This is a genomic window from Hyphomicrobium sp. CS1BSMeth3, from assembly GCF_900117415.1.
In the GTDB taxonomy this organism is placed as follows: domain Bacteria; phylum Pseudomonadota; class Alphaproteobacteria; order Rhizobiales; family Hyphomicrobiaceae.
In genome coordinates, this window is the sequence record NZ_FPEI01000004.1 from 529,917 (window position 1) to 545,262 (window position 15,346).

The following is a 15,346-nucleotide window of genomic DNA, read 5'->3' on the forward strand; positions in this document are numbered from 1 at the left end:
AGCGGAAGTGGAAGGGCATGATGAGCAGGAGGCCAAGCGCCGTCAGCGGATGCGCTCGATAGCCATCGGGCTCGCTCTCGCGGCACTCGTGCTGCTGTTCTACGTCGCGACGCTGGTGCGTCTCGGCGGCAACGTCATGAACCGGCCGCTCTGAGCGCCGGCAGTAAACGGAAGCGAACGCGGCACGCGCCGCACGATACGGAGTTGAACGGAAGCGCTATGAGCACGATGCACGACAGGCCGGACGATGTTGCTGCCGCCATGGGCGCGCGCAATCGCCGTGTCGCGGTCATCTGCGCAGGCGTGGTCGCCTGTATGCTCGGTCTCGCCTATGCGTCCGTTCCGCTCTACGATCTCTTCTGTCGCGTGACGGGCTATGGCGGCACCACTCAGCGCGCCGAGCGCCCGGCCAACACCACGCTCACCCGCTCCATGACCGTGCGCTTCGACGCCAATGTCGGCGGCGGCCTCCCTTGGGAGTTCGCGCCCGTCTCCGGGCCGCAGACGCTCCCCATTGGCGAGAACGGCCTCGCCTTCTACCGCGTCACGAACACCTCGGACCGGCCGATCGTCGGCAGCGCGACCTATAACGTCGCCCCCGAGCAGGCCGGCATCTACTTCAACAAGCTCGCCTGCTTCTGCTTCACCGAGCAGCGCCTCGAGCCCGGCGAATCCTTGGAAATGCCGGTCAGCTATTTCGTCGACCCGGAGATCATCAAGGACGCGGACGCCTCGCGCCTGACGACGATCACGCTGTCGTACACGTTCTACGAAGTGAGGAAGCCGGCAGCCTCCGCCGCCGCGCCGAAGGAAAAGACCGCGCCGGCCAAGCCGGGGCAGGGGACTTGAGGATTTGAGCGCCGCACCAGCGCGCGCGACAGGACGAGACGGGGACAAGGGAGCTCAACGGAATGGCCGACGCCCACGCCAAGCATCATGACTACCATCTCCTAAATCCGAGCCCCTGGCCGATTGTCGGCTCGGCGTCCGCCTTCGTTCTCGCCGTTGGCCTCATCGTCTGGATGAAGTCCATGGGCGGTGGCGCCGGCGTGTTCGGCATGAGGGGCTCCTGGCTCTTCGGCATCGGCGTCATGGGCGTCCTCTACACCATGTTCATGTGGTGGCGGGACGTGATCAAGGAGGCGCACGCGGGCGACCACACGCCGGTCGTGCGCATCCATCTCCGCTACGGCATGATCATGTTCATTGCCTCGGAGGTCATGTTCTTCGTCGCCTGGTTCTGGGCGTTCTTCGATGCCGCGCTGTTCCCGGCCGCCGTGCACACACTGCCGAACAGCGACCAGGTGATCGGCATGGTCGATCGCAATGCGCTGACCGGCGGCGTGTGGCCGCCCAAGCCCTCGGACAATTTCCACGCGACGTTCGATCCCTGGGGGCTGCCGCTCGTCAACACGCTCGTGCTGCTCCTCTCGGGCACGACGGTCACCTGGGCGCACCACGCGCTCCTCGAGAACAACCGCAAGGGCCTCATCTGGGGCCTGACGCTGACCGTCATCCTCGGCATCTTCTTCACGGTCCTGCAGGCCTACGAGTACGGCCACGCCGCATTCAACTTCCACGGCCACATCTACGGCGCGACCTTCTTCATGGCGACCGGCTTCCACGGCGCGCACGTGATCATCGGCACGATCTTCCTCGCCGTCTGCCTCATCCGGGCGCTGAGCGGCGACTTCACGCCGAAGCAGCACTTCGGCTTCGAAGCCGCGGCCTGGTACTGGCACTTCGTCGACGTGGTCTGGCTCTTCCTCTTCGCCTGCATCTACGTCTGGGCGGCGGGCGTGCCGGCCGCTCACTGAGGCGTCCATCGAATTCAGGTGGCGGGCCTCTTCACAGCCGCCACTGAACGATCGAAGATCGGGGCGGACAGAGATGTCCGCCCCGTTTTCATTCAGCGAGCTGTTCAGGTCGAGGGAGCATCATGAGCGCGAAACCCAAGGTCGCCGTCATCGGGACGGGCGGCACCATCACCGCCATGAGCAGCCTCGGCTCCCTCGATCTCATCGAGTACGGCAATTCGGGCACCATGCTCGAGGCCGATCAGCTCGTCGCGCGCTACCCCGAAGTCAACGAGGTCGCCGAGGTCATCTCCATCCGCTTCAAGGCCGTACCCTCGCCGGCCATCTACTTCCCCGAATGGAAGGCCCTCGTGCTCGCGGCCGAAAAGGCCGTCGCCGACCATCCCGGCCTTGCGGGCATCGTCATCCTGCACGGCACGGCCACGCTCGAAGAGACGGCCTATGCCCTCTCGCTCACGGCCAAGGTCGAGGTGCCCATCGTGGTTGTCGGCGCGCAACGCCCGTCGAGCGCGCTTTCGTCGGATGCCGGCCTCAACCTCGTCAACGCGATCCGCACTGCGGCGAACCCCGAGGCGCGCGGCCTCGGCGTGCTCGTTCTGCTCAATGACGAGATCCAGGCCGCCCGCGAGGTCACCAAGACCTCCACCGGCCGCCTCCAGACGTTCCGCAGCCCCGACTTCGGCGCGCTCGGCCATGCGGACGGCGACCGCATTTCCTTTTACCGTCGCCCGATCCGCCGCGTCGCGCCGAACACGGAGTTCGACATCCGCGGGCTCGATGCGCTGCCGCGCGTCGACATCGCTTACTCGTATACGGGCGACGACGGCACCGCGACGCGCGCCTTCGTGGCTGCCGGCGCCAAGGGCATCATTGCCGCTTCCTTCGCGCCAGGAATGCTCGTCCCGACGGAGCTTGCCGCCTACAAGGAGGCGATCGCCGCGGGCGTCGTGGTCGTACTGGCGACCCGTGTCGGCTCGGGCCGCGCCTTTGCCTCGCGGCCCATGCGCGAGGCGGGCCTGATTTCGGCCGACAATCTCACCCCGCAGAAGGCGCGCATCCTGCTCGCGCTTGCGCTTACGAGGACGAGCGATCCCGCGCGTCTCCGCGAGATCTTCGCCACGTATTGAGCGCAGCCGCGATCAGAACCCGACGCGGACGAGCCACAAGGTGATGACAGGGAACATCACGAGGATGGTCGTGCGGACCATGTCGCTGATGACGAAGGGGAGCGCGCCCCTGTAGGTCTCGCTCAGCCGCACACCCGCCGCCATCGAATTAATGATGAAGAGATTGAGCCCCACGGGCGGCGTGATGAGCCCGACCTCGACGACGATCAGCACGAGAATGCCGAACCAGATGGCCGTCTCCTCGGGATTGAGACCATAGTCTAGAGCCATCACCACGGGGAAGAACACGGGGATCGTCAGCAGCATCATGGAGAGCGAGTCCATGACGCAGCCGAGGATGATGTAGACGATCAGGATCAAGGTCAGGATCGCGAGCGGTGAGAGGCCCGACACTTTTGCCCAGTCGGCCGCGGCCTGCGGAAGCTGCGTCAGGGCGAGGAAGGTATTGAAGGTCGCCGCACCGAGGATGATGAAATAGATCATCGCCGAGGCGACCGCCGTCTCGAGCACGCAGGCCGAGAATGTCGACCAGTCGAGGCGCCCCGTACCGAGCGCATAGAGCCCCGTCGCGACGGCGCCGACCGCAGCTCCCTCCGTCGGCGTGAACCAGCCGACATAAATCCCGCCGATCACCAGCGCGAAGATCAGCGCGACCGGCCACACGCCCTGCAATGACTGCCAGCGCTCGGCCATGGATTTGCGCGGCGCGAGCTCTCCTGCCGATCCCGGAACGACGCGGATATAGATCGATACGGTGATGACGTAGCCGATCGCCGCAAGAATGCCCGGGATCAGCGCCGCCATGAACATCTTCACGATGTTCTGCTCGGTCAGCACCGCATAGACGACGAGGACGATCGAGGGCGGAATGAGAATGCCGAGCGTACCGCCCGCTGCGAGCACGCCCGTAGACAACGCGCCGGAATAACCACTCTTGCGCAGCGCCGGCAGGGCCACCTGCCCCATGGTCGCCGCAGTCGCCAGCGAGGAGCCGCACACGGAGCCGAAGCCCGCACAGGCACCGACCGCCGCCATGGCGAGCCCGCCGCGGCGATGGCCGACCCAATCTGCTGCCGCGCGGAAGAGCGACTCGGACAGCCCCGAGCGCGTCGCGAACTGCCCCATGAGCAGGAAGAGCGGGATGATCGAGAGCGAGTGGCTCGAGAACGTGTCGTACGTCAGTGTCTTGAGCGCGGAGAGCGCCGGCACCATCGAGCCGGTGATGATCCAGGTGCCGCAGACGCCGGTCAGCAGCATCGCGGCGCCGATCGGCATCCTGAGGAACATGGCGCCGAGCGCTATGGCGAAGGCTGTCGCTGCGAGAGCCGCGCCGCTCATAGGTGCGCCTCCGACGCCATCGTCTTGCCGGCAATGGCCTCGTTGAGGCTTCGCCAGACCGTGTAGAAGCAGGTGGCCACGAAAACGATCGCCCCGACCACGCCCGCGGCATAACCCCACCAGATCGGCATCTGGAGGATCATGCTCGTCTCGCCATAGGCGAGCTTGTCGCGGAAGCCGAGCCAGAGCTGCCAGGCCACGACCGCGGCGATGATGCTCATGGCGATGTTGCCGGCGACGGCGAGAAACGCCCAGGGCCGCGGCGGCAGATACGATCCGAGAAGATCGACCGTCACATGCCCTTGGCGGAACTGGCACCAGGGCAGAAAGGCGAAGATGGCAACGGCACAGCCGGCTTCGATCAGCTCGAAGTCGCCCGGCACGGGTCCGAGCCCCAGGCGCGAGAAGGCGCGGCCGACGATCGACACGACCGACATCACCGCGAGCGCGACGAGCAGGATGCCGCCCACGATGGCCAGTAATTTCGCAAGGCCGCCGACGACACGGCCCACGGCCGCTTCCGCGGCAGGCGCAATCCCCGAGCGCTGTACGTTCTGTGTCTCTGACACGGCCTTTCCCCCCTCTCCCCACTCGTATGGAGAGAGGATTGGGATGAGGGCGGTCTCGAGCGTCAGCGCCGCCCGGCCGCCCCTCAGCCTAACCCTCTCCCGGCGCACGAGAAACGAGAGCATGGCTCTCATTCCCCGCCGCGGATCAATCGGGCAAAAGTCTACTGGTCACCGCTCCGCCGCTCACTCGGCGCCGGCGTACTTGGCGATCATGGCGCGCGCGTCCTTCAGCATGGCCGCGGCCGGAAGCCCCTTCTCGGTCATCTCCTTGACCCAGGCTTCTGTGATCGGTGCCGCCGCCGCCTTCCAGCGTGCCGTTTCGGCGGCATCCAGCGTGATCATCTTGTTGCCGGCGGCCTTCGCGGCCTCGATGCCGGGCGCGTCGCCTTCATCCATGACCCGGCCGACCCACTTCGAGGTCGCAAGGCCGCTGTTGGCATCGATCACCTTCTTGATGTCGGCGGGGAGACCGTCGTACTTCGCCTTGTTCATCGCGAAGAGGAAGAAGCTCGTGTAGAGGCCGCGGCTTCCCGTGAAGTTCGTGTGCGACTGTACGAGCTGGGCGACCTTGAGGGGCGTCGTCACTTCCCAGGGAATGACGGTGCCGTCGATCACGCCCTTGGAGAGGGCCTCGGGCATGGCCGGCACCGGCATGCCGACCGGCGTCGCGCCGAGCGCGGAGATCAGTGCCGTCGCCTGTCGCGTCGGCCCGCGCAGCTTCAGCCCCTTCATGTCCTCGAGCTTGGTCACGCCGTTGCCCTTGACGTGCAGCAGCCCCGGCCCATGCACATGGACAGCGACGATGTGGACGCTATCGAGCTCCTTCTTGAGGTACTTCTCGTAGAACTCCCACGCTGCCTGGCTCGTCGCCTCGCCGCTCGCCGGCATGAACGGCAGCTCGAAGACCTCCGATCCCGGGAAGCGGCCCGGCGTGTACCCGGTCAGGGTCCACACGATATCGACGACGCCATCGCGCGCCTGATCGATCAGCGCCGGCGGCCGCCCGCCGAGTTGCATCGACGGATAGATCTCGACCTTGAGCTTGCCACCCGCTTCCTTGGTCACCTTCTCGGCCCAGGGCGTGATGAAGTTCTTCGGCACGGGCGCAGGCGCCGGCAGGAAGTGGTGGATGCGCAGCGTCACGTCCTGCGCCGCACTGACCACGGGCCATGCCGACAGCGCCGCCGCCAGCGTCAGCGCCGCCAATCCAAGATGCAAACCCAATCGCGACCTCATCAGCTCCTCCCCTTGTATCGACCAGATTGGCCCCTGGCCTGATGTTTCCTCGGACGCCAAACTATGCCGGCCCGCACGCACGGGCAATTACCCGACCGGATTAGTCGCCAAAAAACTCAGGCCAGTGGCCATGCTGCGCTGCAAGGCCTACCCGATCCGCGGGGCATCGAGCTTGTGCACGGTCCCCGCCGTCTCCGGCTTCCAGGCCGGATAGCGCTTGAGGATCAGCGGATCGTGGCCCGGAATGACGTTCTTGAGCCCACCGGCCATCTGCTCCAGGCGATCGTAGCTCCTGAGCGTCGCCTCGATGTCGACGCTGATGAAGAAGGGCATGCGCCGCTCGATGTTCTCGTAGAAATGCACGACGTCGGAGGCGAGCATGACCGGCCCGTGGTCGGTCATCACGCGGATCGCCTGGATGCCCTTGCTGTGGCCCGGCATGTGGTGGACGGTCACGCCCGGCGCGACCTCGCCATCCCCATCGTGGAACTGGACGCGGCCCGAATAGACGTTTTTCACCATCTGGCAGACGTGATCGAGCGTGAAAGGGTGGCGCATGGCGTGATCGCACATACAGCGCCCCGTCGCGTAGGCCATCTCCGCCTCCTGGAGATGGAAGCGCGCTTTCGGGAAATGGTGGAGCGTGCCGGCGTGGTCGTAGTGCAGATGCGTCACGATGCAGGTATCGAGGTTCTCTGCGTCGATGCCGATGCGCTGGAGCGCCTCGCGCGGCTCGAGGTCGATCTTGCGGCCGCGCGGCGCCGCCTCCTTGTGGTCGAAGCCGGTATCGATCAGGATCGTGCGGTTCTTGTTGCGCAGCACGAACACGAAATAGTCGATCGGCATCGGGGCCGCGTGGTCGTCCGGGTGCACGAAGTTGTCGGCGCGCGTGCGGTTCATCATGGCGCCGTACTTCACTGCCAGGATTTCATAAGTCTCGGACATCGCGGCTCCTCCTTGGGGGGTGTCGTTGGACGTGCTTCTGATTGGGCGGCAGAATGGCGTGCCCGCGGGCGTCCGTCGAGAAAAACTGCCATCCGCAATACCGTCATGCTGGGTCATGGAACCGCAACGCTCCTTGCGGCATAATTGAGCTAAACCCGATCCGCGCAGCGGGTCTCACAAGCCAGCGAGGTTGCTAAGCGTGCCCGTCAACGTCTCGTTCCTCCAGGAGCTGCTCAGCGCCGTCGCCGAGCAGGGCCGCCAGTACCTGCCGCGCGCGCTCATGGGCGATGGCCCCGACGAGGACATCACCGCGCTGTCGGCCGCCCTCATGTCCGGGCGCGGCGAAGCCTCGGGCGTCGCCATCGCGCGGCGCATCCTCGACGATTATCGCAAGCTGGACCCGGATCACCGGCGCGCCTTCTTCCGCTACCTCGTCGAGCACATCAAACCCGACGAGCACAAGGTCGAGCAGGCCGCAGCCGCCTATGTCGCGGCCCCCGGTGACGCGTCGCTCAAGGCTCTGCAGCAGGCTGTCGAGAGCCCGCGCCAGGAGTTTTTCCGCCGCCTGAACCTCGCCCCCGGCGCGACCGCCGAGATCGTGGCCATGCGCCGCGACCTCCTCCGCATGCCCAAATCGGAGCCCTCGCTCGCCACGCTCGACTCCGACCTCATGCATCTGCTGCAGTCGTGGTTCAACCGCGGCTTCCTCGTGCTGAAGCGCATCGACTGGCAGACGCCCGCGGCCATCCTGGAAAAACTCATCCAGTACGAGGCCGTGCACGAGATCAAAGGCTTCGACGACCTGCGCCGCCGTCTCGATCCCGCCGACCGGCGCTGCTTCGGCTTCTTCCATCCTTCGCTCGTCGACGAGCCGCTGATCTTCGTCGAGGTCGCGCTCATGGGTGACAGCCCCTCGAGCATCCACTCCGTGCTCGGCGAGGCGCGCAAGAACGGCAATCCCATGCCGCCGCCGACGACCGCGGTCTTCTACTCGATCTCGAACTGCCAGGAAGGGCTCAAGGGCATTTCCTTCGGCAACTTCCTCATCAAGCAGGTCGTCGAGGAGCTCGCGCGCGAGCAGCCGCAGCTCAAGACCTTCGTCACGCTCTCGCCCGTGCCGACATTCGCGCGCTGGCTCGATCGCGTGCTGGCCGATGACCAGGAGGGGCTCGTCAGCGACGCCGATCGCGAGGCCCTTCACGGGCTCAGAAACCTCGCCTGGATCGAGGACGAGGAAGAGGCCGAGGCCCTGCGCACGTGCCTCCTCGGCCTTGCCGCGCACTACTTCCTGTTCGCGCGCGCCGCCGATGGGCGGCCCGTCGATCCGGTGGCGCGGTTCCATCTCGGCAATGGCGCCCGGCTCGACCGCATCAACTGGCTCGGCGACGTCTCGGAGAAGGGCCTGCGCGAGGCGCACGGCCTCATGGTGAACTACCGCTATGATCTCAAGGAGATCGAGCGCAATCACGAGGCCTATGCCAACGAGGGCGAGGTTGCGGCCTCCCGCGCCGTACGCCAGCTCACCAAGATACCGCCGCGCCCCAAGACCAAGATCCCGGCGCCGAAGACGCTCCTCGCCTTGCCGCTCCGCGAGCGCACTCCAGAAACGGAGCCGCCCGTCAAAAGCCCGGCATCCGACAAGGAAGCGTAAGCTCCTGCGCGCTGCGGCTCACCACCGCAGCGCGAAGCGTCCGAGCCATGCGCCGATTGCGGTCGGCACCGCCATGCCAATGCCGTACCAGATGAGAACGAAGGGCAGCGCGCTCTCGTCGCACGAGAACGCATAGATGAACGCCGCAGTGGCGCCCGCCGTCAGCCCTGCGGCCGCGCCTGCAAGCGTAAGCTGCGTCGGCGCCAATCGATGCAGAGCCCAGAAGATGCCGCCGACAGTCGGGATCGCGAGGATCGCGATGAGCCACGGGCAGGCGGCGGATGTCGATCCCATCACCAGCGCGCGATATTCACTCGCGGGCGCACGCCAGAGCTCGGCGGCAGCCAGCGCCGCCATGGCGAGCATCACCAGCGCCAATCCGAGCCACACCATCGGCGGCACACGACCATCCGGCCGTGACAGGCGCGAAATCGAGACGAAGCCGAGCAGCGCAAGGCCACCCGTATAGGCGAGCTTCAGCCAGAACGACGACGAGGCAACCGCGCGCAGGATGTCGGGGCGCAAGCCCCAGGCGAGAAGCATCGCCGCGATCGCGATCGACGCGCCAAACGCGACGCCGAGGCCAAGGCATCGCGCGACAAAACCATGCGGTGCCGGCTTCAGGCCGCCTGCAAGCGAGTCGATAAGCTGGGGCGTCGTGGTCACGGCGTGTCCGTCCCCTTCAGGCGCAGCGCGAGCGTCTTTATCCCGCGGTGAATGGCGACTTTGACCGCTGACTCCGACACCCCGTGGCTCGTCGAGACCTCGGATATGGACTTGCCGTCGATCTTGACGGCGCGAATGTAACCGCGCGCCTGCGAGGGCAACTCATCGAGCAATTGCTCGACGTCGACGCGCGCCGCAGCCGCTTCCGACGCATCGGACACGAACAGCTCATCCATGTCGTCGATGGGGATGGAGACCGCCGAGTTGCTCCGGCGACGATGGTCGATCAGTTTGTAGCGCGCGATGGCGTGCAGCCACGCAGTGAACGGCCGGCCGATGTCGTACGTGAAGCGCCGTTGATGTATGGCGAGCAGGGTTTCCTGCACAAGATCCTCGACGTCGGCATTCTCGCGCCCAAGGCGCCGGCTGAAGTAGATGCGCAACCGGTTGGCAATATCCATCAGGAGCTGGCGATACGGTTGCTCGTGGCCCGCCAACGCGCTGATCATCAGGGATCGCAAACGTTCTTCGAGCTGCTGCAGGGCCGCCACGCTCCAGGTTCGATCCGCCGCGCCAAGTGCGACCGGCTTCATCACTTCGCTTATCGGCGAAAGAGCGGGGCAATTCCGCATCACAAGGCCGTGATGGCGTGTAACCGCGGGCCGTCTCGCTGCGAATTCCTCTGCATCGGAGCTGCACAGCGCGGCCGCCCGACAGACACCTCAGGAGGATGAAAAGGCCATGCCCAAGACCATCGTGCGCATCACGCTTCTGGCCGCCGCGTTATCCGTAGGCTCCCTCGCCTCTGCAGAGGCGCAAGATGCCATGAAGAAGGACATGATGAAGCCGGGCGAAATGAAATCCGACACCATGAAGTCGGACGGCATGAAGAAGTCGGACGGCGGCATGAAGTCGGGGTCGATGAAAGCCGACTCCAAGAAAACCGACGACATGAAGAAGATGAAATGAGCAGCGGTGCGCTCCGGGCCGGGCATCCGCTTCGCCCCCCGGAGCGCACAAGCTCAAGTCGTCAGATGCCGCCTCAATCCTGGTGAGAAAACAAATTGCATCCATCAACCGATCTGGGCAGCACGCCGCGCGATCGCTTCCGCCGGCCAGAGCTCTTCGCGCTTGTAGAAGATCTCGTAGGCCGGCGCGCCCTCGGGAATGACCACCCAGGGCTGCTTCGAGGCCGTGAAGATGTGCACGTCGGGCGGCAGGCGCGCGGGCTCGTCGAGCGTGCCGACGCGCACGAAGCGGAACTTGTCGCCTGCGCCCGCGTAGTTGCTCCAGACGGCGATGCGACACGTCGGGCAGCGCGTGATCTTCTGGCCCCTGCCGCTGTTCGACGGCGTGAGCACGACCTCGGGTTCGCCCGACAGCAGCTCGACGCGATCCGCTTCGATCATGGCATTGAGCGCGAACGAGGCCCCGGTCTCACGCTGGCACCACGTACAGTGGCAGCAGTGGACGAAGAGCGGCCGGCTGATCATGCGATAACGCACGGTGCGGCACGTGCAGCCACCCTCGTAAACGTGCTCCTGATCGGGCATCGGGATGATTCCTCATTGCTTTGTCGGAATGACCAAGCTCCCCAAGTCGGCCTCGAGAGCGGGTGCGCGCCGCCAGCCGTCACACTGCATCAACAGCGTGTTATGCTCCCCCTACCCCTCTTCCCGAAGGGCACGGCTCACCGTATGCCTCGATGGACAACTCTCGGAGGAAGGTTCCGGCCATGCTGATCCGAAAGTCAACTGACATCCGTCCGTCGGAGATTACCGATCAGTCCGCCTATATGAGGCGGCGCGAATTCATGTACGGCGCCGCGGCGCTCGGCATGGCCGCAGCCCTTCCGGCCAGCGCATTCGCGATGCCGCTCTCTGCCATCAAGAGCCCGCTCTCGACGGACGAGACGCTGACTCCGCTCAAGGATGTCACGACCTACAACAACTTCTACGAGTTCGGCACCGACAAGGACGATCCCTCGAAGAATGCGCACACACTCACGACCAAGCCGTGGAAGGTGAAGGTCGACGGGCTCGTCAACAAGCCGGCCGACTACGATCTCGACGACCTGATCAAGAGCATTGCGCTGGAGGAGCGCATCTACCGTATGCGCTGCGTCGAGGGATGGTCCATGGTCATTCCATGGATCGGCGTCCCGCTCGCGAGCGTGCTCGCGCGCATCGAGCCGCAGGGCAGCGCGAAGTACGTCGCCTTCGAGACGCTCGTACGTCCCGCCGAGATGCCGGCTCAGAAGGGTTTCTTCCAACCGCTGCCCTGGCCGTATGTCGAAGGCCTGCGCCTCGACGAGGCCATGCATCCGCTGACCATCCTCGCCGTCGGCCTCTACGGCGAGACGCTGCCCAAGCAGAACGGCGCGCCGATCCGCCTCGTCGTCCCATGGAAGTACGGCTTCAAGAGCATCAAGTCGGTCGTGCGCATCTCGCTCACCGAGAAGGAGCCGAAGACTTCCTGGAGCTTGCAGAACCCGCGCGAGTACGGCTTCTACTCGAACGTCAATCCAGCCGTTGATCATCCGCGCTGGAGCCAGGCCACCGAGCGGCGCATCGGCGCCTCGGGCGGCGGCCTCGGCGGGCTCTTTGCCAAGCGTCATCCGACGCTGCCCTTCAACGGATATGGCGATCAGGTGGCAAGCCTGTACACGGGCATGGACCTCAAGAAGTATTATTGAGAATGACAGCGCTCTCCATTCAGAAAGGCTCCCTTTCGCGCACCGTTCTCGGCGCCGATCCCGTGCGGCGCGCGCTCTACATCACCGGCATGATGCCAGCCGCGTTGTACTTCTATTGGGGGGTGACCGATCAGCTCGGCGCCGATCCGCAGAACATCCTCGAGCGCGCGCTCGGTCTGTGGGCACTGCGCTTCCTGATTGCGAGCCTCGCCATCACGCCGCTGCGCCAGCTCGGCGGCCCCAATCTCATCCGCTACCGGCGCGCGCTCGGCCTGCTCGCGTTCTACTACGCGTCGCTCCACCTCACGACGTACATGCTGATCGACAAGGGGCTCGATCTCAATGCGATCATCGCCGACATCATCAAGCGGCCGTACATTACCGTGGGGATGCTGGCCTTCACGGTGCTGGTGCCACTCGCCATAACCTCCAATGGCCCGATGATCCGCAGGCTCGGGGCCAACTGGCGCAAACTCCACCGCCTCGTGTATCTGGCGGCGGCCGCTGCTGCGCTGCACTTCATCATGCTCGTGAAAGTCTGGCCGCTCGAGCCGCTCATCTATGCGGCCCTCGTCGCGGCGCTCCTGCTCTTCCGCGTGGCGTGGTCCCTGCGTCCGCGCCCGCAGCGCAGGACCGCCACCAACTAGCCTTCCTGTTTCACTGCGCGCATCTGGTCGCTCGGCTTCACGTCCTCCGAGCGGCTGTAGACGGCCAGCGCGACGGTCAGCACAACGGCGAGCACACCGAACAGCGCACGATAGGCCGTGCCACTGCGCGCGCCGTCAGCCAGCGGCTCGAAAGCCCCGACGACGATGCCCGAAAGCGTCTGCATGCAGGCCACGCCGAACATGACGGACGTGTTGATCGTCGCCATGCCGCGCCCGATCAGCCGGTCCGGAATGATGCCGCGGCCATGGGTCATGACCATCGTGCTGCAGGCACTGAAAAAGCCGACGGCAATCATGGCCGCGATCGCCACCCAGGCCGGCAGACGCGTCGGCACTGCCAGGAGCGCGAGGATCGAGATCATCACGAGCGTGCCGCCGATCGCAATCCGCTTGCGCGTATCCAGCACGCGATCCAGCGGCCCGAAGAACAGCATCCCCGCCTGATAGGCAATGACGGCCGCGAACAGCACATTGCCGGCCTCGATCGCGCTGAGCCCATGCACCTCGCGCAGGTACGGACCACCCCACAGGCCCTGCACGGTGAACGTGCAGGCGTAGTGGCAGAAATTGAGCGCCAGGATGAACTTGAGACGCGGGTTGCGCAGGACCTCGATGAGACCTTGCAGCATCTCGCGCGACGGCTCGGGCGTGCGCGCGAGGAAAGGATGGCCGGGCGGGGCATCGCGCACCACGATCCAGACAGCGATGGTCGCGAGCGCCGTGAAGAGGACAGCCGCGGCAAACACCGAGCGCCACCCGACGGCCTCGGAGGCCCAGGCGAGCGGCGTGGTCGCGACGAGATTGCCGACGAGGCCGATGGAGAGGACCATGGCCGTCAGCGTCGAGAAGCGGTCCGGCGGGAACCAGCGCGAGATCACCACCATGCTGCCGATCAGCATGACGCCGAAGCCCGCGCCCATGAGCGTGCGGCCTGTGAGCAGGATCGGCCACGTCGGCGCGAGCGTGAACACGATGCCGCCGATCGTCGCGAGGACGAGCATCCCCGTCACGGTGCGGCGCGGTCCGAAGCGGTCGAAGAAGAAGCCGCAGGGGATCTGCATGGCCGCGAAGCCGAAGAAGAATGCCCCCGTGAGCCCGCCGAGCGCCTCCGGCCCGATGGCCAGATCGCGCATCAGATCGAGGCCGATGGTGACGTTGGACGCGCGGAAGAAATGACTGGCGACGTAGGCCGTCGCCAATGTCATCACGATGATCAGACCCCGGCGATGGGGAAATGAGGGCCGCTCGTCGGAGGGCATCGGGGAGGCGTTGACCGCTTATTGTTGAGGTATGTCAGCAGGCGTTTCCGGCGCTGACCCTAGGCGGGCTTGGTATGCACTTCAAGCTCGGGGCAGATGTCCATCCGCGGTGCTTGACGGGCTCCTCGCGGCAGGGTACGCACGATCCACTTTAGATTAGTTCTAATCTGGATCGTGCCAACGTGCTGACCCGCCTCTCCCTCGTCTCTGCCACCGGCAAGCGTCGCTTTGATGACCTCACCGAGCAGGAGATCCTGGCCCTCGCCATCTCCTCGGAGGAGGAGGACGGCCAGATCTACGCTGCCTATGCCGAGAAGCTCCGCGCCCAGTTCCCGGCAAGCGCCGGCATTTTCGACGACATGGCGGCCGAGGAGAACCAGCACCGCCGCCGCCTGATCGAGGTCTACAAGCGCCGCTTCGGCGATTTCATCGTGCCCATCCGCCGCGAGCACGTCGCCGGCTACTACACGCGCCGCCCCGTCTGGCTCGTCGCCAATCTCGACCTCGACACCATCCGGAACGAGGCCACCGACATGGAGCGGCAGGCACACGACTTCTACATCGCCGCCGCCGGCCGCTCGACCGATGCCGACACCCGGGAACTGCTCGGCGACCTCGCCGCCGCCGAGGCCGGCCATCAGGCCAAGGCCGACAAGCTCGAGGAGAAGCATCTCGGCGACGGCGCGCGCGAGGAGGAGGACTTCGCCGCGCGCCGCCAGTTCCTGCTCACCTGGATCCAGCCCGGCCTCGCCGGTCTCATGGACGGCTCGGTCTCGACGCTCGCCCCGATCTTTGCGACCGCCTTCGCGACGCAGAACCCATGGACGACCTTCCTCGTCGGCCTCTCGGCGTCGGTCGGCGCCGGCATCTCCATGGGCTTCACCGAAGCGGCCCACGACGACGGCAAGCTCTCGGGTCGCGGCTCACCCTGGAAGCGCGGCATTGCCTCCGGCGTAATGACCACGATCGGCGGCCTCGGGCACGCGCTGCCTTATCTCATTCCCGATTTTTGGCTGGCGACGGCAATCGCGCTCGTCGTCGTCTTCATCGAGCTCTGGGCCATCGTGTGGATCCAGAACCGCTACATGGAGACGCCTTTCGGCCGCGCCACCTTCCAGGTCGTGCTCGGCGGCGGGCTCGTGCTCGCGGCGGGCATATTGATCGGGGCGTCGTAGCTGGTCGCGCGGCAGAATACGCGCCGGCGCACGGTCGAACATCGCCGCTTGTTGCAGTGCACGCGATTTTTGGCGCCGCACGCGGTCTTCGGCCGCGGAATATTTATCGACAGATCCGTAATTTTACGTAGGCTTCACTCTTGATGCTGGCTCCGCAATTGAACGATGATGGAGACGACACTTTTAGGCCATTGGGGGGA

17 protein-coding genes are annotated in these 15,346 nt (G+C 65.7%); 9 read left to right on the forward strand and 8 right to left on the reverse strand.

Annotation, left to right across the window (positions count from 1 at the left end):
• Positions 1-7: 7 nt before the first annotated feature.
• From CS1BSM3_RS28200 to CS1BSM3_RS06750, 4 genes are all read left to right on the forward strand, one after another.
• Positions 8-154 carry a hypothetical protein gene (locus CS1BSM3_RS28200; RefSeq protein WP_174263640.1) on the forward strand — a complete coding sequence of 49 codons (147 nt, stop codon included), beginning with the start codon at positions 8-10 and terminating at the stop codon, positions 152-154.
• Between the two features lie 65 nt (positions 155-219).
• A complete protein-coding gene (locus CS1BSM3_RS06740) occupies positions 220-849 on the forward strand; it encodes a cytochrome c oxidase assembly protein (protein WP_083528379.1) in 630 nt (209 codons plus the stop codon).
• Between the two features lie 62 nt (positions 850-911).
• Complete coding sequence (locus tag CS1BSM3_RS06745; RefSeq protein ID WP_072386239.1) at positions 912-1,817, forward strand: cytochrome c oxidase subunit 3; 906 nt, start codon at positions 912-914, stop codon at positions 1,815-1,817.
• A 122-nt stretch (positions 1,818-1,939) separates the two neighbouring features.
• Entirely contained in the window at positions 1,940-2,944 is a 1,005-nt protein-coding gene (locus tag CS1BSM3_RS06750; protein ID WP_072386240.1) for an asparaginase, read from the forward strand.
• A gap of 12 nt (positions 2,945-2,956) precedes the next feature.
• Here the strand turns inward: CS1BSM3_RS06750 and CS1BSM3_RS06755 are convergent, their stop codons facing one another.
• The 4 genes from CS1BSM3_RS06755 to CS1BSM3_RS06770 form a co-directional block, all read right to left on the reverse strand.
• Positions 2,957-4,282 carry a TRAP transporter large permease gene (locus tag CS1BSM3_RS06755; RefSeq protein WP_072386241.1) on the reverse strand — a complete coding sequence of 442 codons (1,326 nt, stop codon included), beginning with the start codon at positions 4,280-4,282 and terminating at the stop codon, positions 2,957-2,959.
• The gene (locus tag CS1BSM3_RS06760) at positions 4,279-4,851 is read right to left on the reverse strand and encodes a TRAP transporter small permease (RefSeq protein WP_174263641.1); all 573 of its coding nucleotides are present in this window, start codon (positions 4,849-4,851) and stop codon (positions 4,279-4,281) included. Before CS1BSM3_RS06760 ends, CS1BSM3_RS06755 begins: the two co-directional genes overlap by 4 nt.
• 183 nt (positions 4,852-5,034) lie before the next feature.
• Positions 5,035-6,087 (reverse strand): TRAP transporter substrate-binding protein, encoded by a 1,053-nt coding sequence (locus CS1BSM3_RS06765; RefSeq protein WP_072386242.1) that lies wholly within the window; start codon positions 6,085-6,087, stop codon positions 5,035-5,037.
• 147 nt (positions 6,088-6,234) lie between these two features.
• The gene (locus CS1BSM3_RS06770) at positions 6,235-7,032 is read right to left on the reverse strand and encodes an N-acyl homoserine lactonase family protein (protein WP_072386243.1); all 798 of its coding nucleotides are present in this window, start codon (positions 7,030-7,032) and stop codon (positions 6,235-6,237) included.
• Positions 7,033-7,231: 199 nt separating this feature from the next.
• Between CS1BSM3_RS06770 and CS1BSM3_RS06775 the strand changes: the two genes are divergently transcribed.
• Positions 7,232-8,683, forward strand: a complete 1,452-nt coding sequence (locus CS1BSM3_RS06775) for a malonyl-CoA decarboxylase (protein WP_244540442.1) — start codon at positions 7,232-7,234, stop codon at positions 8,681-8,683.
• A gap of 18 nt (positions 8,684-8,701) precedes the next feature.
• On the opposite strand, the gene CS1BSM3_RS06780 is transcribed toward CS1BSM3_RS06775, so the two are convergent.
• On the reverse strand, positions 8,702-9,349 hold the full coding sequence (locus CS1BSM3_RS06780) for an NrsF family protein (protein WP_072386245.1): 648 nt from the start codon (positions 9,347-9,349) through the stop codon (positions 8,702-8,704).
• Complete coding sequence (locus tag CS1BSM3_RS06785) at positions 9,346-9,942, reverse strand: sigma-70 family RNA polymerase sigma factor (protein ID WP_083528386.1); 597 nt, start codon at positions 9,940-9,942, stop codon at positions 9,346-9,348. The genes CS1BSM3_RS06780 and CS1BSM3_RS06785 overlap by 4 nt, the downstream gene beginning before the upstream one ends.
• A gap of 148 nt (positions 9,943-10,090) precedes the next feature.
• Here CS1BSM3_RS06785 and CS1BSM3_RS06790 point away from each other — a divergent pair, with 148 nt between their 5' ends.
• On the forward strand, positions 10,091-10,318 hold the full coding sequence (locus tag CS1BSM3_RS06790) for a hypothetical protein (protein ID WP_072386246.1): 228 nt from the start codon (positions 10,091-10,093) through the stop codon (positions 10,316-10,318).
• Between the two features lie 104 nt (positions 10,319-10,422).
• Here the strand turns inward: CS1BSM3_RS06790 and CS1BSM3_RS06795 are convergent, their stop codons facing one another.
• Complete coding sequence (locus CS1BSM3_RS06795; protein ID WP_072386247.1) at positions 10,423-10,902, reverse strand: GFA family protein; 480 nt, start codon at positions 10,900-10,902, stop codon at positions 10,423-10,425.
• 182 nt (positions 10,903-11,084) lie between these two features.
• Here CS1BSM3_RS06795 and msrP point away from each other — a divergent pair, with 182 nt between their 5' ends.
• Together msrP and msrQ are read left to right on the forward strand one after the other, a co-directional pair.
• A complete protein-coding gene (gene msrP / locus CS1BSM3_RS06800; protein WP_072386248.1) occupies positions 11,085-12,044 on the forward strand; it encodes a protein-methionine-sulfoxide reductase catalytic subunit MsrP in 960 nt (319 codons plus the stop codon).
• A 2-nt stretch (positions 12,045-12,046) separates the two neighbouring features.
• Positions 12,047-12,691: a protein-methionine-sulfoxide reductase heme-binding subunit MsrQ gene (gene msrQ, locus CS1BSM3_RS06805; RefSeq protein ID WP_072386249.1), complete on the forward strand. Its 645-nt coding sequence runs from the start codon at positions 12,047-12,049 to the stop codon at positions 12,689-12,691.
• On the opposite strand, the gene CS1BSM3_RS06810 is transcribed toward msrQ, so the two are convergent.
• Positions 12,688-13,917 (reverse strand): MFS transporter, encoded by a 1,230-nt coding sequence (locus CS1BSM3_RS06810; RefSeq protein ID WP_072386250.1) that lies wholly within the window; start codon positions 13,915-13,917, stop codon positions 12,688-12,690. The genes msrQ and CS1BSM3_RS06810 overlap by 4 nt on opposite strands.
• Positions 13,918-14,153: 236 nt before the next feature.
• Here CS1BSM3_RS06810 and mbfA point away from each other — a divergent pair, with 236 nt between their 5' ends.
• A complete protein-coding gene (gene mbfA, locus CS1BSM3_RS06815) occupies positions 14,154-15,146 on the forward strand; it encodes an iron exporter MbfA (protein ID WP_072386251.1) in 993 nt (330 codons plus the stop codon).
• Positions 15,147-15,346: the final 200 nt, after the last annotated feature.

Coding starts and splice junctions, on each gene's coding strand:
- CS1BSM3_RS06740 (WP_083528379.1), top strand. CDS start 220: ATGAGCACGATGCACGACAGGCCGGACGATGTTGCTGCCGCCATGGGC.
- CS1BSM3_RS06745 (WP_072386239.1), top strand. CDS start 912: ATGGCCGACGCCCACGCCAAGCATCATGACTACCATCTCCTAAATCCG.
- CS1BSM3_RS06750 (WP_072386240.1), top strand. CDS start 1,940: ATGAGCGCGAAACCCAAGGTCGCCGTCATCGGGACGGGCGGCACCATC.
- CS1BSM3_RS06755 (WP_072386241.1), bottom strand. CDS start 4,282: ATGAGCGGCGCGGCTCTCGCAGCGACAGCCTTCGCCATAGCGCTCGGC.
- CS1BSM3_RS06765 (WP_072386242.1), bottom strand. CDS start 6,087: ATGAGGTCGCGATTGGGTTTGCATCTTGGATTGGCGGCGCTGACGCTG.
- CS1BSM3_RS06770 (WP_072386243.1), bottom strand. CDS start 7,032: ATGTCCGAGACTTATGAAATCCTGGCAGTGAAGTACGGCGCCATGATG.
- CS1BSM3_RS06785 (WP_083528386.1), bottom strand. CDS start 9,942: ATGAAGCCGGTCGCACTTGGCGCGGCGGATCGAACCTGGAGCGTGGCG.
- CS1BSM3_RS06790 (WP_072386246.1), top strand. CDS start 10,091: ATGCCCAAGACCATCGTGCGCATCACGCTTCTGGCCGCCGCGTTATCC.
- CS1BSM3_RS06795 (WP_072386247.1), bottom strand. CDS start 10,902: ATGCCCGATCAGGAGCACGTTTACGAGGGTGGCTGCACGTGCCGCACC.
- msrP (WP_072386248.1), top strand. CDS start 11,085: ATGCTGATCCGAAAGTCAACTGACATCCGTCCGTCGGAGATTACCGAT.
- msrQ (WP_072386249.1), top strand. CDS start 12,047: ATGACAGCGCTCTCCATTCAGAAAGGCTCCCTTTCGCGCACCGTTCTC.
- CS1BSM3_RS06810 (WP_072386250.1), bottom strand. CDS start 13,917: ATGACATTGGCGACGGCCTACGTCGCCAGTCATTTCTTCCGCGCGTCC.